22 protein-coding genes and 1 tRNA gene are annotated in these 23,779 nt (G+C 62.8%); 14 read left to right on the top strand and 9 right to left on the bottom strand.

What is annotated here, in order from left to right; all coding sequences use genetic code 11:
* Window positions 1–7: 7 nt before the first annotated feature.
* Window positions 8–475 carry an Hsp20 family protein gene (locus tag SLT36_RS09390; RefSeq protein ID WP_154386971.1) on the bottom strand — a complete coding sequence of 156 codons (468 nt, stop codon included), beginning with the start codon at window positions 473–475 and terminating at the stop codon, window positions 8–10.
* Window positions 476–939: 464 nt separating this feature from the next.
* On the opposite strand from SLT36_RS09390, the gene SLT36_RS09385 reads away from it, so the two are divergent.
* Window positions 940–1,899, top strand: a complete 960-nt coding sequence (locus tag SLT36_RS09385; protein ID WP_432287036.1) for an alpha/beta fold hydrolase — start codon at window positions 940–942, stop codon at window positions 1,897–1,899.
* A 6-nt stretch (window positions 1,900–1,905) separates the two neighbouring features.
* On the opposite strand, the gene hisN is transcribed toward SLT36_RS09385, so the two are convergent.
* Window positions 1,906–2,679, bottom strand: coding sequence for a histidinol-phosphatase (gene hisN / locus SLT36_RS09380; protein WP_432287035.1), 774 nt, complete (start codon window positions 2,677–2,679; stop codon window positions 1,906–1,908).
* Window positions 2,680–2,901: 222 nt separating this feature from the next.
* On the bottom strand, window positions 2,902–3,792 hold the full coding sequence (locus SLT36_RS09375) for an N-formylglutamate amidohydrolase (protein ID WP_432287034.1): 891 nt from the start codon (window positions 3,790–3,792) through the stop codon (window positions 2,902–2,904).
* Between the two features lie 228 nt (window positions 3,793–4,020).
* On the opposite strand from SLT36_RS09375, the gene cpdR reads away from it, so the two are divergent.
* Together cpdR and SLT36_RS09365 are read left to right on the top strand one after the other, a co-directional pair.
* A complete protein-coding gene (cpdR, locus tag SLT36_RS09370) occupies window positions 4,021–4,383 on the top strand; it encodes a cell cycle two-component system response regulator CpdR (RefSeq protein WP_018429348.1) in 363 nt (120 codons plus the stop codon).
* A gap of 126 nt (window positions 4,384–4,509) precedes the next feature.
* Window positions 4,510–4,584, top strand: a tRNA-Val gene (locus tag SLT36_RS09365).
* 76 nt (window positions 4,585–4,660) lie between these two features.
* On the opposite strand, the gene SLT36_RS09360 is transcribed toward SLT36_RS09365, so the two are convergent.
* Together SLT36_RS09360 and SLT36_RS09355 are read right to left on the bottom strand one after the other, a co-directional pair.
* Window positions 4,661–6,148, bottom strand: a complete 1,488-nt coding sequence (locus SLT36_RS09360; protein ID WP_432287033.1) for a flavin-containing monooxygenase — start codon at window positions 6,146–6,148, stop codon at window positions 4,661–4,663.
* 111 nt (window positions 6,149–6,259) lie between these two features.
* On the bottom strand, window positions 6,260–6,712 hold the full coding sequence (locus SLT36_RS09355; RefSeq protein ID WP_067958320.1) for a cupin domain-containing protein: 453 nt from the start codon (window positions 6,710–6,712) through the stop codon (window positions 6,260–6,262).
* A gap of 247 nt (window positions 6,713–6,959) precedes the next feature.
* On the opposite strand from SLT36_RS09355, the gene SLT36_RS09350 reads away from it, so the two are divergent.
* From SLT36_RS09350 to SLT36_RS09340, 3 genes are all read left to right on the top strand, one after another.
* On the top strand, window positions 6,960–7,910 hold the full coding sequence (locus tag SLT36_RS09350; protein ID WP_432287032.1) for an AraC family transcriptional regulator: 951 nt from the start codon (window positions 6,960–6,962) through the stop codon (window positions 7,908–7,910).
* Between the two features lie 102 nt (window positions 7,911–8,012).
* Complete coding sequence (locus tag SLT36_RS09345; protein WP_432287030.1) at window positions 8,013–8,264, top strand: hypothetical protein; 252 nt, start codon at window positions 8,013–8,015, stop codon at window positions 8,262–8,264.
* 359 nt (window positions 8,265–8,623) lie between these two features.
* Window positions 8,624–9,391 (top strand): aspartate/glutamate racemase family protein, encoded by a 768-nt coding sequence (locus SLT36_RS09340; RefSeq protein WP_432287029.1) that lies wholly within the window; start codon window positions 8,624–8,626, stop codon window positions 9,389–9,391.
* Here the strand turns inward: SLT36_RS09340 and SLT36_RS09335 are convergent.
* A complete protein-coding gene (locus SLT36_RS09335) occupies window positions 9,388–10,128 on the bottom strand; it encodes a GntR family transcriptional regulator (protein ID WP_432287028.1) in 741 nt (246 codons plus the stop codon). The two genes, SLT36_RS09340 and SLT36_RS09335, sit on opposite strands and share 4 nt — an antisense overlap.
* A 132-nt stretch (window positions 10,129–10,260) precedes the next feature.
* On the opposite strand from SLT36_RS09335, the gene SLT36_RS09330 reads away from it, so the two are divergent.
* The 8 genes from SLT36_RS09330 (at window position 10,261) to SLT36_RS09295 (ending at window position 19,806) form a co-directional block, all read left to right on the top strand.
* Complete coding sequence (locus SLT36_RS09330) at window positions 10,261–11,274, top strand: ABC transporter ATP-binding protein (RefSeq protein ID WP_432287027.1); 1,014 nt, start codon at window positions 10,261–10,263, stop codon at window positions 11,272–11,274.
* Window positions 11,275–11,744: 470 nt separating this feature from the next.
* A complete protein-coding gene (locus SLT36_RS09325) occupies window positions 11,745–13,310 on the top strand; it encodes an ABC transporter substrate-binding protein (RefSeq protein WP_432287025.1) in 1,566 nt (521 codons plus the stop codon).
* A 60-nt stretch (window positions 13,311–13,370) separates the two neighbouring features.
* On the top strand, window positions 13,371–14,336 hold the full coding sequence (locus SLT36_RS09320) for an ABC transporter permease (RefSeq protein ID WP_432287024.1): 966 nt from the start codon (window positions 13,371–13,373) through the stop codon (window positions 14,334–14,336).
* A complete protein-coding gene (locus tag SLT36_RS09315) occupies window positions 14,333–15,256 on the top strand; it encodes an ABC transporter permease (RefSeq protein ID WP_432287022.1) in 924 nt (307 codons plus the stop codon). Before SLT36_RS09320 ends, SLT36_RS09315 begins: the two co-directional genes overlap by 4 nt.
* An 18-nt stretch (window positions 15,257–15,274) precedes the next feature.
* Window positions 15,275–16,474, top strand: a complete 1,200-nt coding sequence (locus SLT36_RS09310) for an amidohydrolase family protein (protein WP_432287021.1) — start codon at window positions 15,275–15,277, stop codon at window positions 16,472–16,474.
* Window positions 16,471–17,433, top strand: a complete 963-nt coding sequence (locus SLT36_RS09305; protein ID WP_432287020.1) for an ABC transporter ATP-binding protein — start codon at window positions 16,471–16,473, stop codon at window positions 17,431–17,433. The genes SLT36_RS09310 and SLT36_RS09305 overlap by 4 nt, the downstream gene beginning before the upstream one ends.
* 248 nt (window positions 17,434–17,681) lie before the next feature.
* The gene (locus SLT36_RS09300) at window positions 17,682–18,401 is read left to right on the top strand and encodes a glycosyltransferase family 32 protein (protein ID WP_432287019.1); all 720 of its coding nucleotides are present in this window, start codon (window positions 17,682–17,684) and stop codon (window positions 18,399–18,401) included.
* A 61-nt stretch (window positions 18,402–18,462) separates the two neighbouring features.
* A complete protein-coding gene (locus SLT36_RS09295; protein ID WP_432287017.1) occupies window positions 18,463–19,806 on the top strand; it encodes a Mur ligase family protein in 1,344 nt (447 codons plus the stop codon).
* Window positions 19,807–19,836: 30 nt separating this feature from the next.
* Here the strand turns inward: SLT36_RS09295 and SLT36_RS09290 are convergent, their stop codons facing one another.
* The 3 genes from SLT36_RS09290 to SLT36_RS09280 are packed head-to-tail and all read right to left on the bottom strand — an operon-like array spanning window position 19,837 to window position 23,779.
* Entirely contained in the window at window positions 19,837–21,492 is a 1,656-nt protein-coding gene (locus SLT36_RS09290) for a GMC family oxidoreductase (RefSeq protein WP_432287015.1), read from the bottom strand.
* An 8-nt stretch (window positions 21,493–21,500) separates the two neighbouring features.
* Window positions 21,501–22,277 (bottom strand): 3-ketoacyl-ACP reductase, encoded by a 777-nt coding sequence (locus SLT36_RS09285; protein WP_432287013.1) that lies wholly within the window; start codon window positions 22,275–22,277, stop codon window positions 21,501–21,503.
* Entirely contained in the window at window positions 22,274–23,779 is a 1,506-nt protein-coding gene (locus tag SLT36_RS09280; RefSeq protein ID WP_432287012.1) for a GMC oxidoreductase, read from the bottom strand. Before SLT36_RS09280 ends, SLT36_RS09285 begins: the two co-directional genes overlap by 4 nt.

The raw sequence follows: 23,779 nt of genomic DNA, 5'->3' as shown, positions 1-23,779 counted from the left end.
AGCAGTCTTAGTTGACAGTGTTGGCCTCGATCTGCTTGGCCTTCGCTGGAGCAGCGGAGATCTCGATCTTGCGAGGCTTGTGCTCTTCAGGAATGTTGCGCTTGAGATCGATGTGAAGCAGGCCGTTCTTGAGGGTCGCGCCGACGACCTCTACATGGTCGGCAAGCTGGAAGCGCCGCTCGAAGGCACGCGAGGCGATGCCGCGATAGAGCAACTCCGAACCTTCGCCGGCGCTTTCATTGGCGCGCTCGCCCTTGACCGTCAGCACATTGCGATGGGCTTCGATCGAAATCTCGGTTTCCGAGAAGCCTGCGACCGCCATGCTGATGCGGTAGGCGTCCTCGCCGGTGCGCTCGATGTTGTAGGGCGGATAGGTGGTACCGCCGTCGGGCTGGCCAAGGCCATCAAGCATGTTGAACAGACGGTCGAAGCCGACAGTCGAGCGGTGGAGCGAGGAAAAATCAACGTGACGCATGGGTGTTCTCCAGTGAGCAACAAGGTTTGCGCATGACCTGTGCCGAAACCCATTCTGGCGTCCCGGCGGTGATCAGCGGCCCCGATATTGGGCGCCGCAGGAGACATTTGGGGGGCGCCCAAAGCCATTTCAAGACATCTTTGCGAGAGCTTTTTCACCGCCGCCAGGATGAACCGAAGATGAACCGCCCCTTCGGTATCCGTTCAGGTCGGCCGGCCTAGAGTGCACCCAAGTTCAAGAACAGGCGGCACCACAGAATGCCGCCGACGAAGCCGAACCGGGTTGCAACGTCCCTTCCTCCCGGAACGACAGAGGCCGAAGGCAACCCGCAAGCTGCCTTCGGCCTCATTCGATTCCGATTGGCGTTTCCGCTTCGCACGGATTTCCTTTGATTTTCTCGGTGCGGCTTTCTATCACCCTCGTATCGCCAGATCCCACGGCAGCGAGTGCCAAGCCGAGCGCTGATGACGGACGTATTCCACGAAATCCCCGGCAATCCGGTACCCGAGCGGGCAACCGTCGGCCACTTCAACGCGCATGACGGCAAGCAGTTGCGTTATGGCCTGTTTCGCGCGACTTCGCACCCGTTCAAGGGCACGGTGATTCTGCTGCCGGGCCGCAACGAGTGTATCGAGAAGTATTTCGAGACCATTCGCGATTTGTCAGTACGCGGCCATGCCGTCGCCATCTTCGACTGGCGTGGCCAGGGTGCATCCGAGCGGCTGCTGCGCGACCGTCACCGCGGCCACGTCAAGACATTCGACCACTATGTCAGGGATCTCGAGGCCTTCTTCGAGCAGATCGTCTTGCCCGACTGCCGCGGCCCGTTCTTCATCCTTGCCCATTCGAGCGGTGCCTTGATCGCCCTTCTCGCCGCACCGACGATGATCAACCGCGTTCAGCGCATGGTGCTGGTGGCGCCGTTCCTGTCGGTCGTCGGCGCGCCGTTCTCGATGTCGGCGATCAGGCGCATCACGACGCTGCTGTGCTGGATCGGCCTCGGCAGGCTCTACGCCGCCTGGGGCCCGCGGCCGCGCGAAGGCACGCCCTTTGCTGTCAACAAGCTGACCAGCGACGAACGTCGCTATCGCCGCAACATCCTGCTCTACGAGACCTACCCCGAACTCTCCGTCGGCGGACCGACGATCGCCTGGCTACGGGCGGCTGCGACGGCCTCGGAAACAGTGCGCGACCCGGCCTTCATGGCCTCGCTCAAGGTGCCGATGCTGATTGTCACGGCCGGCGCCGACCAGGTGGTCTCGACGCGCGACGTCGAGCAATATGTCCACGGATGCCGTGTTGCCTCAATGCTGACCATCGATGGCGCCCGCCACGAGATCCTGCAGGAAGTCGACATTTACCGCGAGCAACTGCTCGCGGCGTTCAGCGCTTTTGTGCCGGGAACGCCCGTGATGGTCGAATAGCCTGCTTCAGCCCATCAGCACCTTCAAGGCCGCAGCATGCAGCTCGGGCGTTGCCGCCGCGATGATGTCGCCACCATTTTCCGCCGGGCCGCCATCGAAGGTCGTGACGATGCCACCGGCCTGCTCGATAATGGGGATCAGCGCCACGATGTCGTAGGGCTTGAGCCCCGGATCGACGACGATATCGACCTGGCCCGCCGCAACCATGGCGAAGGCGTAGCAATCGGTGCCGTAGCGCGCGAGTTGGACCTGGGTTTCCAGATGGTCGTAGCGTTTGCGCATCTCGCCCTTGAACAGGGCAGGCGTGGTGGTGAACATCGTCGCATTGCCGAGCGACGTTGTCTTGCGCACGGCAAGCTTGCGCGGCCCGCCCGGGCCCTCATAATGCGAACCCTTGCCGTCGGCATAAAACAGCTCGCCAGTGAATGGCTGCGACATCAGGCCGGCAACCGCATCGCCCTCGACGGTTAGCCCGACCAAGGTGCCCCACACCGGCAGGCCGGAAATGAAGGCGCGCGTGCCGTCGATCGGGTCGATCACCCAGACATGGCTGTTGCCGAGGTTTTCGCTGCCATGCTCCTCGCCGAGGATGCCATGATCGGGAAATTCGGCGTTGATCAGCGCGCGAACGGCACGTTCGGCCTCCTGGTCAGCCTCGGTGACCGGATCGAAACCACTGGCCAGTTTGTTTTCCACCGCCTCGAGGCGGCGAAAACGCGGCAGCGTCTCGGCTGCTGCTGCAGTTGCGATCCGTCGCATGAACCCGGCGTCGACCATCATTCACCCCATCTCCAACTGTGGCGTGGATGACACGCCACGACCCCGCTCGGCAATAACCACATCACCGTGAATTAAAAAGCCCAAAGGCGCCTTGACTTTTGTGCAGCGCACAATAATCTCGACTTCGGACAGTTCTCCTGTCCATGCCCTCCTTGGGCGTTTCCTCCCTAGACTTCGACCGCTCTCCGGAGCGGTCTTTTTTTAACCACCGGCCTCAGGCGGCTACTCTGCGGCCAATGGCAGGTCGAGGAAATGATAGTCTGGTATTGCCATGAGATCCCCGGAAAACCGGGCCAGATCGTCGGCAAGCGCATAAAATCCAGCGGATTTCTTGAACGTTCGTTCGTCCATATAGAGCCCGCGATTGATCTCGATCTGCAGCGCGTGAAGCTTCCGGGCCGGGCGGCCGTAGTGTTCGGTGATAAAGCCGCCGGCGTAAGGTTTATTGTGCGCCACAGCATAACCCATGGCCGCCAGCAGCCCGATTGCCCGCTCTGACAGAGCAGATGCAGCAGAGGTGCCGAAACGGTCACCGACGATGAAATCAGGCCGTGTGCCATTGTCGCCGAGGCGGACCGACGCCGGCATCGAATGGCAGTCGACGAGCACGGCATAGCCAAACCGGGCATGGGTCCGGGTGACCAGCCGCTTCAGCGTCTCATGATAGGGCTTGTAGACGGATTCGATTCGCCCGATCGCCTCCGACAGCGGCAGCCGGCCGGGATAGATATCCAGCCCCTCGCCCACCAGCTTCGGCACCGTGCCCAGCCCTCCGGCGACGCGCGCCGAGCGGACATTGGCGAAAGGCGGCACCGGCTCGGCGAACATCCGGGGATCGAGTTCCCACGGCTCGCGGTTCACATCGAGATAGGCGCGTGGGAAGTGCGCGGTCAGCATCGGAGCGCCCAAGGCGACGGCCGCGCCGAACAGTTCGTCGACATAGCAGTCCTCCGAGCGCCTGATCGCGATGGCGTCGAGCCTGGACATGGCCAGAAACCGGTCGGGATAACAACGTCCGCTGTGTGGCGAATTGAACACGAACGGCACACGCTGCTCGGCACTCGTCCGGACTTCGAACGGCGGCAGCTCGGCGAAATCTTCGGCTGGCGTCATCTTTCCTGATGGACCTGCGAAATGCACTCACTCATCCATCGAAAGTGCCACCTGCGGCGGCCAGTGTCCAGTCGTTCAGGCGGTGGAAAGTCGGCTCTTATTATGCCTTTGCGTCAGTCTGCTGACACGTCATTCACTTGATGTTTACCGTCCAGGACTCATATACAAGATGGTTAACGAAGCCCCTGCTGGGGGGCGGCTTCGACCGCTGATTCGGACGGGATACTTATGGCACGCATTCTTCTGGCAGAAGACGACGACGATATGCGTCGCTTCCTGGTCAAGGCGCTGGAACGCGCAGGTTACCAGGTAAGTGACTTCGACAATGGCGCGAGCGCTTACGAGCGGCTGCGCGAGGAACCCTTTTCGCTGCTTCTGACCGACATCGTCATGCCGGAAATGGACGGCATCGAACTGGCGCGCCGCGCAACCGAGATCGACCCCGATCTCAAGGTGATGTTCATCACCGGCTTTGCGGCAGTCGCCCTGAACCCTGATTCGAAGGCGCCACGCGACGCAAAAGTGCTGTCGAAGCCCTTCCATCTGCGCGATCTCGTCAACGAGGTCGAGAAGATGCTCCACGCCGCCTAGGCGTTTCCCCAGCGTCGCCAAGGGAATTGATGGCGCCGCTGAAGGAATTGATGATCCGGCGCATTTTTCCGCCAAACACGCTATTGACGCGCCGGATCAAAAATGGTGTATCCGCCCCCATCGGATGGGCGTGTAGCTCAGCGGGAGAGCACTGCATTGACATTGCAGGGGTCACAGGTTCAATCCCTGTCACGCCCACCATCCGAACTCCTTGATATCACTTGGCAATATCGACCGACGGACAGCCGGACTTGGCACAGTTGTTTGCGTTGTCCTTTTACGCCGCCCGATAATCCGGCGCGCTGTTGAGATAGCCCGCATAGGCATCGGCGTTTGGCGGCGCGAAGTTTTCGGCCAGGACATTGCGCCGCCGTTTGGTTGCGCCGATGTCGGCCAGAAGCTCGTCGAAATGCTTGAAATGATAAGGCGCGACGCAGAGGCCACCATAGACGCCCGCCGCCGGCCGTTCGTCGCGCTTCCAGCGCAGCATCATCTCGATGTTGTCGGTCATCTCCTGGCGCGTCGGCTGGCGGCCCAATTTGCCGTCGGCGTAGCGCACCAGCCAGTTGGCAGCGAGCTCGGCGCTGAGCACCGTGCAGAACGACGAGTTGAAACCGACGAAACCCATGTCGGGCAAATCGGGGTTGGCGATGACACGGTAGAGCCGGTACTGCCCGTCCGGCTCGACAAGCTTGCGCCGGTATTCCTCGGGCAGGAACGGAACCCCGGATTTCCAGCCGACCGCGAGAATGGCCATGTCGGCCTTGACCCGCTCGCCGCCCGACAGGATCACCGTGTCCTCGTCATAAGCAGCAATAGTGCCCTGGATTGCCTTTATGCGTCCGTCGGCGACCATGTCGAAGAAGCCCGGCGTCACGATCGGCACCGAGCAGTTGATACTGGTCTCGATCGGCACTTTTGGCCTCAGGCCGGTCTTCTTCAGCTTGAGCTGCAGCGAAAGCAGGCTTTCCAGACCGCGCCAGTTGGCCCAGACGAACGGCTTGGCAATGGCATGCGCCAGTCGCGCCAGCAGAGGCTGGTTCCAGCTCGGGAACATCACCTCCTGGGCACGGACATAGAGGATGCGCTTGAAGTTGATCAGGCCGCCGATGAAATAGGGAATGCGCCAGACCGGCTCGAGATAGACGATGGTGACTGCGGCAGCACCGGAATTGACGGCGTTGACGGCGATGTCGGTCGCCGACTTGGAGAAGCCGAGCACCATGACCCGCTTGCCCCGCACCGTCGCCGGATCGGTGTATTCGGACGAGTGCAGCACCTGGCCGCCGGCCGCGACGAACGCGTCCTGACCTGGATGCACCAGCTCGCGTTTCTCGCTGAAATTGCCGGTGCAGACGGCGACGAAGTCAAAATCCCCAGTGACCGTCGTGCCGTCGCCGGACTCCAGTTCGACGGCCCAGCCTTTGGCGCCATTGCGCCGCTGCATGGAAACAACCTTGGTACCGTAGCGGATCAGCGGCACGAGCCCGTTCTGCTCGGCGTAACTCTTGAGATAGGCGTGGACCTGCGTGCCTTTCGGCCATTCCGGATAGGTCTCCGGCATCGGCATCGAGGTGTAGCGATAAAGATCCTTCGGGCTTTGCGTCTGCACATCGGGATAGGATCGCGATGGTTCCCAGACACCGCCCAGATCGTTGCCACGCTCGACGATCTCGACGTCATGACCGCGTTGCCTGAAGGCGTGTGCTGCCGCAAGCCCGCTCACGCCGGCGCCAATGACGCAGACTTTCTTCTTCTCGACCATGTCGTTGTTCCTTGTTCGCCAGGATTCCGGTTCATCAGGACATGTGCCTGCCGTCGCACGCGATGCTTGTCGCGTGCGTCAGGCAGATGCCCTGGTTGGGATCTGGCAGCCTTAGTCGTTGGCTTCGGGCGGCAGGAAGTTGACCTCGTGCTGAGCCGAGACCTTCACCACCTCGGCCGGGTCGGCGAGGTTGTCGAGCCGGTTGAACAGTTCTTCCAGCATTCCAGCCGGCGAAACCCAGAACAGGGCTTTGGTCGGCTTGTCGGACTTGTTGAAGTAGCCGTGCGGAATGCCCCTGGGCATGCGCACAAGATCGCCCGCCTTGGCCTTGACCCATTCGCCGTCGAGCTTGAGGTCGAGCTCGCCTTCCTGCACCAGGATGAACTCCTCCTGGTTCGGATGGATGTGCACGGGCACGAACTGGCCCGGCTCGCTGTTGGTCTCGAAGGCGAAGGTGGCGTCGCACACCGCCTTCGGGAAATAGACCTGTCCAAGGATGTTCCAGGTCTTGCCGGCATAGCCGGTGCCCTGGCGCGTGATGCCCTTGGCGAGTTCATTGCTCATGTGATGCTCCCTTTGCTTTCGAAGGGCCTACCCGAGGCGACCCTTTCATTTGTTCCACGCAGAGATTGCTGCGGGTATCTCCAAAGCACTAGCCGGAATGCGCGATGACTATCCAGAAAGCGCAAAAATGCTGCCGGCGCGACCTACTGCCGCTCATTTTCATTGGCAGCCGAAGGATCGGTGCTAGTCTGCCCGAATGCTGATGGAAGAGGCGTCCGTCCGAAGGGTACCGCTTTCAGACCATGTCTTGTTTCAGTCGAACGATCTCGACTGCGCCAGGGAGCGGGTCGCCCAGAAGTTTTGCAATCACCGACTGGACATCATCGGTGAGAGGAAGGCTTTTGGCGTCACGCACAATCATGCGCCCGGCGAGATGATCTCGCTGAACTACATCAGCTATGGCGCCGACGTGCTGATCGATCCGGGCGAACTCGGCGACTTCTACCTGGTCCAGATGCCGATCTCGGGCGCGGCCACCGTGCGCAACGGCAAGCGCGAATTCCTGACCGACCGCAGCATAGCCTCCGTCCTCAACGCCGACCTCGCGACGAGGATGAAATGGTGGCAGGGCTGCGCCCAGTTGCTGGTCCAGGTGCGGAAGGCGCCGCTGCATGCCTTTGCCATGCGCCTGCTCGACCGCGATATCCAGGGGCCGCTGATCTTCGATCCGCTGATCGATTTCTCCCGACCCGAGATGCAGGCATGGCGGCGCCTGGCCAACTCGCTGTTCCATGCCGCCGACGCCAAAGCACCACTTCACGGGCCGGGCCTGCACAATGTGCTGCATGAGCAGCATCTGCTCGAACTGTTCCTGCGCAACCAGCCCAACAATATGAGCCTGTTCTTCAACGAGCGGAGGCCGGGTGCAGCCCCCCGCCACCTGAAGCGGGCGGAAGAATTCATCCGCGCCAATGTCGCGGCCCCCATAGGGCTGCATGAGATCGCCGAGGCCGCCGGCGTAGCCCCCAGGACCTTGCAACTGGCTTACCGCAACGCCTTCGGCATCTCACCCATCCGTGCCCTGACCCGCGAACGCATGCGCCGTGCCCGTTTCGACCTCGTGGCGGGCGAAGCCAGCGTCACCGACGTCGCGCTGAAGTGGGGCTTCACCCATTTCGGCCGCTTCGCCGCCGAGTACCGGCACGAGTTCGGCGAGCTCCCTCGCGAGACCAGAAAAGCCAGCGCTCTGCCGCAGTAGCTTGCAGGCGCTTGGCGCAACGCTTTACCCTCCTTCCCGACAAGCAAAACCGCCAGATGGTGTTCGTCGCCCGCGTCACTCGACAATCACTGGAGCATACCTATGCCCGACCTCCCCCGGATGGCGTCGCCCTTGCAGGCGATCCTGATGTCGGAGCTATCAAGGGGAAACAGTATTCTCTCGGTCGGCGACTGGCCACCGGGCTGTCGACTGTTCGTCATGCTGGCGCGTCCGTTCAGGAAGAAATACGCCATATCAGGCGATGTGGAATATGCCGTGGTCAACGACCCGCACTATTGGAAAGCCGAATATCGCTACAGGAACGGCGAGGAATGCCTTGCCTGCGGTTTCTAGGCCTGTTCTCCCCTGGACCTGCATTTTCCAAAATGTATACAATTATCGCGTTTTCCTGATGCGCTGGCTTCTCCGAAAGCCATGCCTTGTTCGGCTTTGAGCTCCTGCCCGCTGCAGCGCAGCAAAATCCTAAACCCTTCAAATGCTTGTGCCGTCACTCGCAGCATCTCGGCAATTGGCAGCCGAACTGACTCCACCGGATCTCGCGCTTGGCGGGCGCTCTTTGTCACCTGTCCCGTAAAATCGCCTGACGCCATGTTGACAACAGCAAATTACATCCAATACGAATACATGATAGTATACAATTTTAGGCTGGGAACTACCGACACCCGGCGAGGCCAGCGGCTTCAGAGGATCGCATGAGAATCAAGCTCATCAATCCCAACACCACCCAGTCGATGACCGACCTCATCGGCGATGCGGCGCGGGCGGTTGCAGCACCTGGAACCGAGATTCTGGCGGTGACCTCCCGCTCCGGCGCCGCCTCGATCGAAGGCCACTACGACGAGGCGATGAGCATCATCGGTCTCGTCGACGAGATCATGGATGAGCCGACCGCCGACGCCTACATCATCGCCTGCTTCGGCGATCCTGGCCTGCTTGCGGCGCGCGAGATAACAGGCGCACCGGTGTTCGGCATTGCAGAAGCCGCCATGCACGCGGCAAGCTTCGTCGCCACCGGCTTTTCAGTGGTGACGACGCTCGAACGCACGCGCATCATCGCCGAACAGCTGGTCCGCAACTACGGCATGCAGCATCATTGCCGCCGCGTGCGCGCCACCGACGTGCCGGTGCTGGAGCTGGAGAAGCCGGAATCGAACGCCCGCGCGATCATCCTTGCCGAGTGCGAGAGGGCGCTGTCCGAAGACCGCTCCGAAGCAATCGTGCTCGGCTGCGCCGGTATGGCCGACCTTGCGCATTATCTCGAAGACCGGCTGCAGGTACCTGTCATCGACGGCGTCGTTGCCGGCGTCAAGTTTGCCGAGGCTATTGTCGGCATGGGTCTGAAGACGTCCAAGCGCGGCGATCTCGCCTATCCGCTGCCCAAGACCTACCGCGGCAAGCTTGCCGGCTATGCGCCCGATACGCGCCTTCCAAACGCCGGCGCGACGAGAAAGGTCAGTTAGGCCAAGGGTTTGAACAGCGTCTTGAAGTCGACGCGCACGGGGTGGTCGGACAGGTCGATCTGAGCCTCGATATGACGGAGATGGTGGTCCATGTACTGCGCAGCTTTCTTGCCCTCCCGCCGCTTCAGGGCGTCCACGATCTCCTTGTGCTCGCTGTACGAGCATGGCACCGCACCCGGCGATTCGTACAGCGCGATGATCAGCGACGTCCGCGACACCAGCTCGTGCACGAAGTCGCGCAGCACCTCGTTTCCGGCAAGCGAGGCGAGTTCACGATGAAAATCCCCGGAGAGCTGCAGCCGCCTATGTTTGCTGTCTTGCTCGACTGCCTCCGCCTCGGCGCTCACCATAGCCGTCAGCCGATCGACGTCTTCCCTGGTGATCGTCGAGGCGAGTTTTTCCGCGAGGATGCATTCCACCCCACGCCTGGCTTCGAACACCTGTCGCGCCTCCTCGATCGAAGGCTTGGCAACGAAGGCGCCCTTGTTGGGGATCAGGTCGACCAGCTTCTCGTGCGACAGCCGCTGCAAAACCTTGCGGATGATAGTGCGGCTGACGCCGAAGGCAGTCGCCAGCGCGTCCTCCTGCAAGGGCGTCGCCGGGCGGATCTGGTGATTGATGATCGCCGCGTAGATTTCGCCGTGAATATGCTCGTCGGTCGGGCCGCCGCGCTTCTTGGTCTTGCCGCTCTGGCTCGGCGAAACGGCGGTCTTCGAAGCGCGGGGCTCGCGTAGCATGTCACGATCCTGGTGAATTGACCTGGTGAATTGGGCATAGGGAGGACTTGGTATGTATTCTATCCTCTACAGTTGCTGCTTGGAACATGCCTTTTCCCTTGGCACAACCCTTGAACGCATGGCGGTGCTCCCATGACTGGACTGGCCTTTGATCCGGGAGCGGCGGCGCAAGCTGGCGCCGTCCTCGATGTACACAATCTGCGCATCGAGTTTCCGCTGCGCCAACGCTCGCTCGTCGCCGTCGACGACGTTTCCTTCAGCATCGGCCAGGGCGAAATCCTCGGCGTCGTCGGCGAATCCGGCGCCGGCAAGTCGCTGACCGGAAGCGCCCTGATCGGGCTGCTGCAGCCGCCCGGGCGCATATCGGGCGGCACCGTCCATCTCTCCGGCCAGCGCATCGACGACCTGCCCCAGGCCGAACAGCGCAAGCTGCGCGGCCGCCACATCGGCGCGATTTTCCAGGACCCGCTGACCAGCCTCGACCCGTTGTTCACCGTCGGACGCCAGTTGACAGAAACCATCCGCGCGCATCATCCGGGCAATGCCGAGACGGCACGCGCCAAGGCGCTGCAGCTGCTGCGCGAGGTCGGCATAGCCGATCCGGAAAACCGCTTCAGCCAGTATCCGCACCAGTTCTCGGGCGGCATGCGCCAACGCATCGTCATCGCACTGGCGCTTGCCGGCGAGCCGGAGCTGATCATTGCCGACGAGCCGACGACGGCACTCGACGTTTCGGTCCAGGCCCAGATCATCGGGCTGTTGAAGCGACTTGCGGCGACCCGTGGCACCGCGATCATGCTTGTCACCCACGACATGGGCGTCATCGCCGAGACCGCCGACCGGGTCGCGGTGATGTATGCCGGCCGCGTCGTCGAGATCGGACCGGTCGACGAGGTCATCCACCGGCCACGCCACCCCTATACTGCCGGGTTGATGGGCTCGATCCCGTCGCTCAATCGCAAGGCCGACCGGCTTGCCCAGATCGATGGCTCGATGCCGCGCCTGGGCAGCTGGCCGGGAGGCTGCGCCTTCAATCCGCGCTGCCCCAAGGCCGGAGACCGCTGCCGCAGCGAACTGCCCCGGCTCGCCGATGCCGGCGGCACATCCGCCGCCTGTTTCATCCACCAGGGCGGCACGACGCTCTGACGGCAGAACAGCCGCCCCAAGGATGGCGCTGCCGCGGTCTGAACATGGCCTTCTATTTCGATAGCGTCGCCGGTTGCGACGGCGCTGGTTTCGCCACGCCCATGCCCCTGCCAGACAGCTCAAATTTCAGGCATTGTTTGTATACAATTTATGCCATTTTGCGCATACAACACTGTAGACGAGGCGTATTCGATGTGAAATCATCCCTCCTGTCGGCTCTCAACAGGCTAGGCTCCAAGTGACAAGTGCTCGAGATCAGAATGGATCGAAATGGGCATTCCCCGAACCTCGGGGGATGAGAGGATCGCGGTTTCGTTCCTGTCACGCCGGCCACACAGCCTTGTTGAACCAGTTCTCGAACCCGATGGATGCGGCGCCTTTCGGCATGCTCGACGCCCTGGCCATCGGCATGCCGACGCCCGAACGAGACAACACAAGTCCAACAATCAAGAACTGTGTGGGAACAGCCGATGAACCGTTATCTGAAACTCCTTCTCCTCGCCTCCTGCGCCGGCCTCGCCGTCAGCACGGCTGAAGCCAAGACGCTGCGGTTCGCTGAATCGCAGGAAATCAGTTCGATGGACCCTCACGCGGCGCGTGAGGATTTCACGCTCAGCCTGATCGGCAACGTCTATGAAGGCCTTGTCCGCTGGAACAAGGAGCTCAAGATCGAGCCGGCCCTGGCCGAAAGCTGGGAAACGCTGTCCGACACCCAGTGGCGCTTCCACCTGCGCAAGGGCGTGGAGTTCCACAACGGCAACCCGTTCACCGCCGACGACGTGATCTTCTCCTATGAGCGTGCAGGTTCGCCGGGCTCGCCCTTCGCCGGCCTGCTCGAGCCGATCGCCGGGATCGCCAAGGTCGACGACCACACCATCGACATCACGCTCAAGCGCAAATACGCGCTGCTGCTCAACGATTTCGCCGGCTGGTACATCCTCGACAAGGAATTCCAGGAATCGATCGGCGCCCAGAAGCCGCTCGACCTGTCGACCAACACCGGCGGCGCGATGATCACGCAAGGGATCGGCACCGGACCGTTCAAGGTCGCCAGCCGCGAGCCCGACGTGAAGACCGTCTTCGTCGCCAACGAAAAATGGTGGGACAAGCGCGAGCACAACATCGACGAGATCGTCTACACGCCAATCGCCAACAATGCCACGCGCGTCGCGGCCCTGCTCTCCGGCGAGGTCGACTTCATCCGCAACGCGCCGCCGCAGGACGTCGCGCGCATCGAGGGAACACCCGGAATGCAGATCATGCGCGCGCCGCATCTGCGCAACATCTTTTACGGCATGGACCAGCAGTCCAAGACCTTGCCCGGCCTCGATTCCAACCCGCTCGCCGACGTGCGCGTCCGCAAGGCGATCTACCAGGCCATCGACATCGACGGCATCAAACGCTCGATCATGCGCGACAACAGCCGCCCGTCGGCGATCATGATGGCGCCGCAGCTGCCCTTCTACGACGCCAGCCTCGACGTCCGCTTCCCCTTTGATATCGAGGCGTCAAAGGCACTGCTCAAGGAAGCGGGTTATGCCGACGGCTTCACCTTGCCGATGGATTGCCCGGCCGGTTCGTTCATCAATGACGAGCAGATCTGCCAGGCAACTGTCGCCATGCTCGCCAAGGTCGGCATCAAGGCGCAGCTGACGATGCACCCGCCCGTGCAGTTCGACACAGAACTGCCGGCCGGCAAATACTCTTTCTACATGCTCGGCTGGGCCGGCCTGCCGACGCTGGACGCCTACAACATCATCTCGGCGACCTTCCACACACCCACCGGCGACCTCGGCGCCTGGAACCCGAAAGGCTATTCCAACGCCCGCGTCGACGAGCTGATCCCGCAGATCGGTACCGAATACGACACCGAGAAGCGCCAGGAGATGATCTCCGAGGTGATGAAGCTGCATCGCGACGAGGTCGGCAAGATCATGCTGCACCAGCAGTTCCTGACCTGGGGTATGAGCGACAAGGTCCACGCCATCGTACCAGCCGACGAATACACGCGGTTCTGGTACTACACGATGGACTGACGATTGATCGGAGGCTGGGCGTCACGCGCGCCCGGCCTCTTCTCCATTTCAGAGGCTGAGATGATTTCCTTGCTCGCCACGCGACTGACCAGCGTCATCCTCGTGATGCTGGTCGTGTCGGCGCTTTCGTTCTCGATCTTCAATTTCCTCGGCGATCCGGTGAACAACATCCTCGGCGTCAACGCCACGCTTGCCCAGCGCGAGGAACTGCGTGTCGCCCTTGGTCTCGACCAGTCGACATTCGTCCAGTTCTGGCGCTTCGTCGAACGTGCCGTGGTCGGCGATTTCGGCATCTCCTATCGCAACCGCCAGCCGGTGGTCGACCTGATCCTCGCCCGCCTGCCGGCGACGCTGGAACTCGTCATGTGCGCGACCGTCATTGCCCTCGCCATGGGTATCCCGATGGGCGTCTATACGGCGCTCAAGCCGCGTGGTCTGTTGAGCCGAAGCCTGCAGTTTGGGTCGCTGCTCGGCATCTCCATGCCGCAGTTCCTGATCGGCATGCTTCTGATCATGGTGTTCTCCGTCGAACTGCGCTGGCTCTCGGCCTTCGGCCGCGGCGAGGTGGTGACGCTGGGTGGGTGGACGACTGGCCTGCTCACCACATCAGGCATCAAGGCCCTGATCATGCCGACCATCACGCTCGCCGTGTTCCAGGTTTCGATGATCATGCGGCTTGTGCGCGGCGAAATGCTTGAGGTGGTACGCACGGATTTCGTCAAGTTCGCCCGCGCCCGCGGCCTCTCCGACCGCGCCGTCTATCTGACGCATGCGCTGCGCAACAGCCTGTTGCCGGTCATCACCATCACTGGCCTGCAGATCGGCTCGCTGATCGCCTTCGCCATCGTCGTCGAGGCGGTCTTCCAGTGGCCCGGCATGGGCATGCTGATCCTGCAGGCCATCGAATTCGCCGACTTCCCCGTCATGGCCGCCTATCTCGCCTTCGTCGGTTTCAGCTTCGTCACGATCAACCTGATCGTCGACCTCATCTATCTCGCCGTTGATCCAAGGTTGCGCGCAAAATGAGCCAGCTCGTCCTCCGACTGAAAGCCTTCGGCAACAGCGAATTGGCCTGGCGCTTCAGGAACTCGCCGCCGGTCATCTTCGCCGCTGTCGTGCTGATCGCGCTGGTGTTCTGCGCCGCCGCCGCAAGCCTGATTGCGCCTCACAATCCGTTCGATCCGGCCACCCTCAACATCATGGACGCCCGCCTGCCGCCGGCATGGATCGACGGCGGCAGCTCGACCTACCTGCTAGGCACCGACGAGCAGGGCCGCGACATCCTCTCCACCATCTTCTACGGCATGCGCGTGTCGATCCTGGTCGGCATCGCCGCCGTCGCCTTCTCGATGACCATCGGCGTCGCGCTCGGCCTGATCGCCGGCTATCTCGGCGGCTGGGTCGACACCGTCATCATGCGGCTCGGCGACATCCAGCTCAGCTTCCCGACAATCATGATCGCCTTTTTCATCGACGGCGTCGCCAAGATCGTCATGCCGATCGGCATGCGCGAGGAGATGCGTTTCTACGTCGTCATCCTGGCGATCGGTGTCGCCGACTGGGTCCAGTTCGCCCGCACCGTGCGCGCCGCCACCATGATCGAGCGCCGCAAGGACTATGTCGCCGCAGCCCGCATCAGCGAGGTCGGCAACGTCCGTATCCTGCTTGCCCACATCCTGCCCAACACCATCGGCCCGGTGCTGGTGCTGGCAACGCTCGGCCTTGGCGTCGCCATCCTCACTGAAGCGATCCTGTCCTTCCTCGGCCTCGGCATGCCGCCGTCGCAGCCCTCGCTCGGAACCCTGATCCGCGCCGGCAACGACCTGCTTCTGTCAGGCGAATGGTGGATCTCGCTCTTCCCCGGTGCCGCACTCGTGTTGCTGGTGCTGGCCGTCAACATCGTCGGCGACTGGCTTCGCGACGTCCTCAATCCTCGCCTTCGCTAAGACCACGGAACAGCAATCATGACCGACCTTCTGCTTACCAATGTCCGCCCCGATGCCGGGATCGCCGGCAACATCCTGATCGAGAATGGCCGCATCGCGGCGATTGGCACCAATGTGACGGCCCCTGACGGCATCAAGGTCGTTGACGGCAAGGGCGCGATCGCCATTGCCCCCTTCGTCGAGGCGCATGTCCATCTCGACAAGATCCTGTGGGGCCTGCCCTGGCACGGCATCAATGTGCCGGATTCGCTCCGCGCCATGATCGACAACGAGGTCGAGATCCGCCGCAGCTTGCCCTGGTCTGTCGCCGAGCGCGCCGGCAATCTGATGCGCCAGTGCGTCGCCAACGGCTCGACCCACATTCGCAGCCATGTCGACATCTCGCCCGAATACAAGCTCGACAATCTGCATGGCGTGCTTGCCGCATGGGAAAAGACCAAGCACGCCGTCGATCTCGAGATCGTCGCCTTCCCGCAACTCGGCATGTTGATCGAGCCGGGCACGGCCGAACTGATGGAGGCAGCCCTTGACGAAGGCGCATCAATCATCGGCGGTATTGACCCGGCCAGCGTCGACGGCGACGCCAAGGGCCATCTCGACACCATTTTCGGCATCGCCCACCGCAAGCAAGCCAAGATCGACATCCACCTGCATGAGCGCGGTGAGCTCGGCCTCTACGAACTCGGCCTGATCGCCGAGCGCGCCAAGGCGCTTGGCATGCAGGACAAGGTCATCGTCAGCCATGCCTTCTGTCTCGGCACCGCATCGCGCGACGAGCTCGCCCGCATGATGGACCTGCTCGCCGAGGCCGGCATCGGTATCATCTCGGCGGTGCCCGGAGACATCCCCTTCCCGCCGATGTTCGAGCTTGCCGACCATGGCGTGCGCTGCGCGGTGGCGTCGGATTCGCTGCGCGACACCTGGAATCCGCACGGCAATGGCGACATGCTGGAGCGTTGCTGGCTCCTGTCCTGGCGCAGCAATTGCCGCACCGACGCCGAGCTGAGCGCCGCCCTCGACATGGGGACGAAGCGCGGCGCCGACCTGCTCGACCTCGCCGGCCACGGGCTGGAGGTCGGCTGCGACGGCAGCCTCGTCTTGATCGAAGGCGAAAACCTGGCCCAGATCGTCGTCGACCGGCCGAAGCGCGCGCTGGTGGTCAAGCGCGGCCGCATCGTCGCCCGCGACGGCCAATGGATCGATGGTGGCGGGGCATGAACGCAATCGTCACCGAACAGCCCTTGCTCAAGGTCGCCGATCTCGGCCGCACCTTCGACGTCTCTGCGCCCTTCCTGCAGCGGCTGGTGACACGTGCGCCGCGCCGCAGCGTCAAAGCCGTCGACGGTGTCAGCTTCGCCATCCGACCGGGCACCACTTTCTCGCTGGTTGGCGAATCCGGCTGCGGCAAGTCCACCGTCGCACGCCTCGTCGCCGGACTGGAAAAGCCGACCGTAGGCGCCGTGGAAATCCGCAAGGCGAGCGGCGAGCGTGTCCGCTTGCAGATGGTGTTCCAGGATCCCGTCGGCAGCCTCAATCCACGCTGGCGCATCGGCCAGAGTATCGCCGAGCCGATGGCGCGAAAGCTTGGCCGCACCGAGCGCCGCAAGCGCATCGGCGAATTGCTGGTCACCGTAGGCCTGGCACCCAGCGACGTCGACAAATATCCGCACGAATTCTCCGGCGGCCAGCGCCAGCGCATCTCGATCGCCCGCGCGCTTGCCGCCGAGGCCGAGCTGCTTCTACTCGACGAACCGACATCCGCTCTCGACGTGTCGGTGCAGGCACAGGTGCTCAACCTGCTCAAGGATCTGCAGCAGAAACTAGGGCTGACCTATCTGTTCATCAGCCACAATCTTTCGGTCGTGCGTTTCCTCACCGACCGCATCGGTGTGATGTATCTCGGCCGCCTCGTCGAGGAAGGACCGGGCGAAATCATCCTCGAAAACCCGCAACACCCTTACACCAGGCTACTGCTCGAAACCGTGCCCGACCTCGAAGCGCCAAAGCGCGACCGTGCGCCCTTGGGCGGCGACATCCCGAGCCCGCTCAACCCGCCCAGCGGCTGCACTTTCCACCCGCGCTGCCCGCTGGCCATGGACATCTGCAAGCGGGAACGGCCGGAACTGAAGCACACCGCAGCCGGCGCCAACGTCGCCTGCCACGCCATTCAAGGCTGAGCAGCAAGGCGCAAGGCGTGCCATGGCGGCTAGTTCCGCACCGTAGATCCGAAAGGGCGCCAACTTTCGGCACACGCCGGCTGCCGATCGGCGAAGAGGCACTCGACCTTTGGGTTGACGAGCCTCCCATCACACGCCAGAAGGTATTCATCAACGCGGCGCTTCGCCTTCTGGTTGCTCGCCACGCCTCCGCTGCACAGCCATGTGTTAGGCACCTCCTGTCTTGGGCCTATGGAGCTTCACGCCTCATGAAAATTCCCAAGAAGCTCAGCCATATCTGGATAGGCCCCAAGCGACAGCCGTCGCCGTGGATGCAGACCTGGATCGACCATCACCCGGACTGGGACTACACGCTTTACGACAACGACTTCCTCCACAAGGGCAAGTTCAGGACCCGCGCCCAGATCGACGAGTACATGAAGCGCGGCGCTTATGCCGGTGCTGCAGACCTGTTGCGCTTCGAAATCCTGTACGCACAAGGCGGCTACATGGCCGGAGCGGACAGCATTTGCGTCCACCCGGTCGATGAATTGTTCGATGACGGTGGGACCCTCTACACCGTCTACGAAAACGAGTTCCTGCGCGGCCAGTTGGTTGCCCCGATCGTTGCGGCAGCGCCGGGCCATCCATTCCTGGACCTGATCCTCTCCATACTCGAGAGGACACCCCCAGCCGAACTGGACCAGCCCTGGAGGACGACCGGCAATCTGTTCATTGCCGAGCTGATCGAAACGCACCGTCCGGATATCGTCATCTGGCCCTCTCACATCCTCATTCCCGAGCATTTCATCGGGCGAAAATACTCGGGGACCGGCAAGATCTATGCGCACCAGATGTTCGGAGAAACGACCGGCGCCTATCAATTCAGCTCGATCTTTTCCAACATGCTCGAGTACCGGCGGCGTATCTATGCTTCGATGGCGCGTAAGCGATTGAGAGCGATCAAGAAGAAGAAAACGGCACAATGAGCGCGCAACGTGCCGTGGGACTACGTGGCGCGGATCGAGCGACCGCTGGAGCAGGGCATTGATGTATCAGGCGTTCAGAAATGCCACGCGGTCCTTCCGCCGGAAGCATGGGCCACGGGCCATCATCGCTCGCCTCGGCAATGGCCTCCGGTTGAAGCTGGCGCAACTGAGACGTGGCCGCTCCAAGGCGCTGCACATCGGCATAACGGGCAGTTCGGCGAAATCGACGACCACCGCCCTGCTTGCCCACATTCTGGAGGGCCAGGGCAGCGTATACGCCCAGGTCTGCGAGAACACGATCCCGCAACTGGCAAGGACGTTGTGCCACGCGCCATCGCAGGCGGACTATGTCGTCGCCGAGGTTGGCGCCACCGTCAAAGGCTCGATCACGCCGATGGCCCGCCTCCTCCGCCCTGACGTCGCCATCATCACCAAGGTCGGCCTGGAGCATTATTCGGCCTTTCGCGGCAAGGACGCCGTGGCTCAGGAAAAGGGAGAGCTTGTCGCAGCCTTGCCGCCGTCGGGGCTGGCTGTCCTCAATGCGGACGATCCGCATGTCATGGCGATGGCAAAGCGTACCCAGGCCCGGATCGTCACCTTCGGCCGGTCGGAAGGCGCCGACTACAGACTGGACGCTGCCGAGGCTGCTTTCCCACAACTCCTCAAGGTGACGGTGTCCTGCCGAAAAGGAAGCTTCGAACTGCAGACGGCTTTTGTAGGGGAAGAGTTCTGGATCGCGACCCTGGGCGCTTTCGCCACCGCTGTCGAACTCGGCGTGCCACCGACCTTGGCGGCATCTCGCATTGCCGGCTTTGCAGCCCCATGGAACCGCTGTGGCATCCTCGCCACCGCTGGAGGCCCTACCTTCATCGTCGATACGGTGAAGGCGCCCAACGACAGCATTCCGGCCGCCATCGCCATTCTCCGCAATGCCCAGCCAGCCAACAAGCGCGCAGTGATCGGCTTTATTTCCGACTATACCGGCGGCCCAAGGAAGGGCACCGCACTTGCCTACGACCTCGCCTACCAATGTTCCGACCAGTTCATCTTCGTCGGTGAAAACGGCCATCGCGCCCGCCCTACCGCAGAGGACAGGAACAGCTGCAAGTTCGTCGACTTTCTCTTGCCAAAAGAGGCATCTGACTATGTCAAGGCAACCTCGCGGCCGAACGAACTGATCCTTCTGAAGGGGTCACAGACCCAGCATCTTGAACGGATCGCGCTCAGTTGGACACACGATGTCCAGTGCTGGGAAACCAATTGCGGCAAATACATCGACTGTCTGCAATGCGGAATGGTCGAGGTTCCCTACCACGATCATCGCAAGGCCCGCAAAGCTCGTGCCCGAGCCTTGCGGAACAAAGACATGTCCCGCTCGAGCCAAGATGTCGAGCTGAGAGAATGAGCCCGGTTTCGGATCCTTGCCCCGGAGCTGCTAGCTGACCTCCGCCCGCGCCCTTGGCCTGATGTCGTTGCGCTCGTGAGTGAAGATCGCCGGCGGCAGGGGATCGCGGTTGCGGATGATGTCGGCACCTTTCTCACCCATCATGATCGTCGGGCCGTTGGTGTTGCAGGACGGCACGCGCGGCATGACCGAGCTGTCGCAGACACGCAAGCCCTCCATGCCATGTACCTTGAGCTCTAGGTCGACGACAGCCATGTCGTCGGTGCCCATCTTGCAGGTGCCGACAGGGTGATGGTCTGTCTTGCCGTTGGCGCAGCCATAGTCGAACAGCTGTTCCTCGGTCACCTTGTCCGGCCCCGGCAGCCGCTCGGCCAGCACGAAGGGTTTGAGCGCCGCCTGCTGCATGATTTCGCGCGCCACCCGCAAGCCCTCGATCGACATCTTGCGGTCGTGCGGATCGGCCCAGTAGTTCGGGTCGATCAGCGGGGCCGCCGCGGGGTCGTTCGAAGCGAGCCGCACCGTGCCGCGCGAGCGCGGATGCAGATAGGCGGAGTTGAGCGTCACACCCGCATTCTTGAGCCTGGCGACGCCGGCCTCAATGCCCGAGCCGAGGCCGAGATGGAACTGGATGTCGGGCGAGCGTGCGTCGGGATCGGCGTACCAGAAGCCGCCCGTTTCAAAGAGGCTCGACGTCACCGGACCGGTACGGAACAGCACATATTGCAGCCCGGCCCACAGCGTCCGGTGCAGCTTGGCGACATTGTCGTAGGTGTGGTCACCGGTGCATTCGGAGATCACGAACAGGTCGAGATGGTCCTGCATGTTCTCGCCGACGCCCTTGAGATCGTGGACGACGGGCACGCCGACGCTTTTCAGATGATCGGCCGGGCCGATGCCCGACTGCAGCAGAAGCTTGGGCGAACCGATAGCGCCCGAGGACACAAGCACCTCCCGCTCCGCGCGGATGATTTCGGTGCCATTGCCGCTGGCGACCTCGACACCGACAGCCCTGCCCTTTTCGACCACGATGCGCGTCACCCGCGCGCCCAGCCGAACGGTCAGGTTGCGCCTGCCCTTGATCGGGGCGAGATAGGCCATCGAGGCCGACGAGCGCCGCTTGTTGCGCTGGGTCAATTGATAGAAGCCGACGCCAGCCTGCTGCTTGCCATTGAAGTCGTGATTGTAGGGAATGCCGAGCTCCTGGCCGGCGCGGATATAGGCATCGCAGATCGGCAGGGCAGCCGACGGCATCGACACGCCGAGTGGCCCGCCATAGCCATGATAATCGTCGGCGAAACGCTGGTTGTCTTCCGAGCGCTTGAAATAGGGCAACACCGAGCGGTAGTCCCAGCCGGTGCAGCCGTCCTCGCTTGCCCACAGATCGTAGTCTGCGGCGTTGCCGCGCGTGTAGAGCTGGGCGTTGATGCTGGAGCCGCCGCCGATCACCTTGGCCTGGGTGTAGCGCAAGACGCGGCCTTTCATGTGCTCCTGCGGCACGGTTTCCCAGCCCCAGCTCGCCACGCCCTTGGTCATCTTGGCAAAGCCCGCCGGCATGTGGAACAGCGGGTTCCAGTCGCCGCCGCCGGCCTCAAGTAACAGTACGCGCACATCGGAATCTTCGCTCAACCGGTTGGCCAGCACGCAACCGGCTGGACCCGCACCTGTGATGATGTAGTCGTAAGTCATCTCTGATCTCAAAGTCGCGCGACCGACAGCGCACCGTCAGCCCTGATGATTGAGCCGGTGGCAAAGCCGAAGCCGCCGCTGGCGAGTGCCGCCGCGATGCGGCCGATGTCGTTCGGCTCGCCCCAGCGTTTGACCGGCACGAGGCCGTCAGCGATCAGCCGGTCGTATTTCTCCGAGACTTTCGCCGTCATTTCGGAGCGGATGATTCCGGGCCGGATTTCGAACACGTCGATGCCGGTGCCGGCGAGCCGCAGCGTCAGCCCTTGGGTGAAGGCGGCAAGCCCGGCCTTCGACATGCAGTAGTCGAGCCTGTCGGGCGACGTCATCTCGGCCGAGATCGAGGTGATGTTGATCACCGAGCGCGCATGCAATGTCGGTGGTGCGATGAGCATGGCCCGCAGCACCGCCTGGGTGAAGAACACCGTGCCGCGCAGATTGACCGCCATGATGGCGTTGAAATTCTCGGGCGTCATCTCGAGGAAATCGCCGCGCACCCTGGACGCGACACCGGCATTGTTGACCAGGCAGTCGATCTGCCCGAAATGCCCGACGATCCTGTCGACCGTGCCGGCATGGCCGTCGAGGTCGGCAAGGTCGGAGGCGAGGAACAGCACGCGCGCACCGTGTTTCTCCAGCCCCGATACCGCCTCTGCCGAGGCAACGTCTTCCTCGCGATCGGTGATGGCGAGGTCGAAGCCCGCCCTGGCAAGCGCTTCGGCAACGGCAAGGCCGATGCCGCGCCGCGCGCCGGTCACCAGTGCCACCGGTTTTGCCGCCACTTTCATGCCGCCAGATCCTTTTCAGCGATGTGGTCGGCAACCCGCAGCGCCTGCGCCGCGATCGTCAGCGCCGGATTGACCGCCGCCGATGTCGGCAGGAAGCTCGCATCGACCACGAACAGGTTCGGATGGTCGAAGGCGCGGCAGAAGACGTCGAGCGGGGCGTCCTTGGGGTCGCTGCCTATCCTTACCGTGCCGCACTGGTGCGACGGCGTGCGCTTGTCGAAGGCGCGTGAGACGACGACAGGGAAACCTGCGCTGCGCAGCACCTGCTTGAGCTTGGCCACCAGCCGCTCATGCGCCTGCCAGTTGCTGCGCACCCATTTCAGCACGATGCGGTCGCCATCGACCATGACGCGGCTTTCCGGCGACGGCAGGTCCTCGCTCATGGCGTAGAAGTCGATCGAATGCGCCGTTGTCAGATTCAACAGCCACTCCGGCACGGCGGGCATCGCGCCCTTCAGGATGGTGCCCGAGATGCGCCCGAGCAGTTGGACGTTGCCCAGCGGCGGCCCGCCCTCGCCGTCGGAGAGATAAAAATCGTTGAAGCCGAAGGTCTTCTGGTAGACCGAGTCGTTGCGGAACCAGGGGCTCATGGCGATGACAGCCGTCGAATTGTGGTTCATGAAGTTGCGGCCGACCTGATCGGAGCGGTTGGCGAGGCCGCTGGGGTTGCTGTCATTGGCCGAGCGCAGCAGAAGCACCGCCGATTGCACAGCCCCTGCCGACAGGATCACCAGCTTCGGTCGCAGCACTGTTGCCTCGCCATTGCGCAGGTAATGAACCGCAACGACCCGCCCGTCGGCGGCCGCCTCCAGACGCGTCACGCGCGAGCCGGTCTGCAGCTTGACGTTCTCATGCTTCAGCGCCGCGGCCAGCGCCGTCGTCTCGGCATCCATCTTGCCGTCAAAGCTGTTGGGATGGGCGTCCCACGGCGTCTTGCCCTTGGCCAGCCAGCGCTCGATATCGACACCGAGCGGCAGCGAGAAGGGATGCACGCCGCTGGCCTTGAGACGTGCCCGCACCTTCGAGATCGCGGGCTCGTCGGCAACGGGCTTCAAGCCATAGGGCTGCGAATGCACGGGCTCGGTCGGGTCTTCGCCGAGCGTACCGCGCACCTGATAAAGCTCTTCGGCCCTGCCGTACCACGGCTCGAGGTCGTCATAGGCAATCGGCCATGCCGGCGACACACCGTCGAGATGCTGCATCTCGTCAAAGTCCTCGCGGCGGTAGCGTGTCAGCACGGCGCCATAGAACTTCGAATTGCCGCCGACATTGTAATAGTTGCCCGGATTGAAGCCGGTACCGTCGGCCTCATACCAGGTCTCGTCAGGGCGGAAATGCCCGCGCTGGAAGATGGCGCGCTGGTCGCGGTTCTCCGGCCGGTCGGCGATATGGCCACCAGCCTCGAGCACGAGAATCTCCGCGCCGGTCGCGGCGAGCCCTGCAGCAACAGTAGCGCCGCCGACACCCGAGCCGATGATGACGATGTCAGGCTGTCCGGACAT

Source organism: Aminobacter sp. BA135 (assembly GCF_050859125.1).
GTDB lineage: Bacteria > Pseudomonadota > Alphaproteobacteria > Rhizobiales > Rhizobiaceae > Aminobacter > Aminobacter ciceronei.
This window is presented reverse-complemented; position numbering and strand designations above follow the sequence as displayed.

Excerpts from the sequence above, each read along its gene's own strand:
- SLT36_RS09390 (WP_154386971.1), bottom strand. The coding sequence starts at position 475 with ATGCGTCACGTTGATTTTTCCTCGCTCCACCGCTCGACTGTCGGCTTC.
- SLT36_RS09385 (WP_432287036.1), top strand. The coding sequence starts at position 940 with ATGACGGACGTATTCCACGAAATCCCCGGCAATCCGGTACCCGAGCGG.
- hisN (WP_432287035.1), bottom strand. The coding sequence starts at position 2,679 with ATGATGGTCGACGCCGGGTTCATGCGACGGATCGCAACTGCAGCAGCA.
- SLT36_RS09375 (WP_432287034.1), bottom strand. The coding sequence starts at position 3,792 with ATGACGCCAGCCGAAGATTTCGCCGAGCTGCCGCCGTTCGAAGTCCGG.
- cpdR (WP_018429348.1), top strand. The coding sequence starts at position 4,021 with ATGGCACGCATTCTTCTGGCAGAAGACGACGACGATATGCGTCGCTTC.
- SLT36_RS09360 (WP_432287033.1), bottom strand. The coding sequence starts at position 6,148 with ATGGTCGAGAAGAAGAAAGTCTGCGTCATTGGCGCCGGCGTGAGCGGG.
- SLT36_RS09355 (WP_067958320.1), bottom strand. The coding sequence starts at position 6,712 with ATGAGCAATGAACTCGCCAAGGGCATCACGCGCCAGGGCACCGGCTAT.
- SLT36_RS09345 (WP_432287030.1), top strand. The coding sequence starts at position 8,013 with ATGCCCGACCTCCCCCGGATGGCGTCGCCCTTGCAGGCGATCCTGATG.
- SLT36_RS09340 (WP_432287029.1), top strand. The coding sequence starts at position 8,624 with ATGAGAATCAAGCTCATCAATCCCAACACCACCCAGTCGATGACCGAC.
- SLT36_RS09335 (WP_432287028.1), bottom strand. The coding sequence starts at position 10,128 with ATGCTACGCGAGCCCCGCGCTTCGAAGACCGCCGTTTCGCCGAGCCAG.
- SLT36_RS09330 (WP_432287027.1), top strand. The coding sequence starts at position 10,261 with ATGACTGGACTGGCCTTTGATCCGGGAGCGGCGGCGCAAGCTGGCGCC.
- SLT36_RS09325 (WP_432287025.1), top strand. The coding sequence starts at position 11,745 with ATGAACCGTTATCTGAAACTCCTTCTCCTCGCCTCCTGCGCCGGCCTC.
- SLT36_RS09320 (WP_432287024.1), top strand. The coding sequence starts at position 13,371 with ATGATTTCCTTGCTCGCCACGCGACTGACCAGCGTCATCCTCGTGATG.
- SLT36_RS09315 (WP_432287022.1), top strand. The coding sequence starts at position 14,333 with ATGAGCCAGCTCGTCCTCCGACTGAAAGCCTTCGGCAACAGCGAATTG.
- SLT36_RS09310 (WP_432287021.1), top strand. The coding sequence starts at position 15,275 with ATGACCGACCTTCTGCTTACCAATGTCCGCCCCGATGCCGGGATCGCC.
- SLT36_RS09305 (WP_432287020.1), top strand. The coding sequence starts at position 16,471 with ATGAACGCAATCGTCACCGAACAGCCCTTGCTCAAGGTCGCCGATCTC.
- SLT36_RS09300 (WP_432287019.1), top strand. The coding sequence starts at position 17,682 with ATGAAAATTCCCAAGAAGCTCAGCCATATCTGGATAGGCCCCAAGCGA.
- SLT36_RS09295 (WP_432287017.1), top strand. The coding sequence starts at position 18,463 with ATGTATCAGGCGTTCAGAAATGCCACGCGGTCCTTCCGCCGGAAGCAT.
- SLT36_RS09290 (WP_432287015.1), bottom strand. The coding sequence starts at position 21,492 with ATGACTTACGACTACATCATCACAGGTGCGGGTCCAGCCGGTTGCGTG.
- SLT36_RS09285 (WP_432287013.1), bottom strand. The coding sequence starts at position 22,277 with ATGAAAGTGGCGGCAAAACCGGTGGCACTGGTGACCGGCGCGCGGCGC.
- SLT36_RS09280 (WP_432287012.1), bottom strand. The coding sequence starts at position 23,779 with ATGTCCGGACAGCCTGACATCGTCATCATCGGCTCGGGTGTCGGCGGC.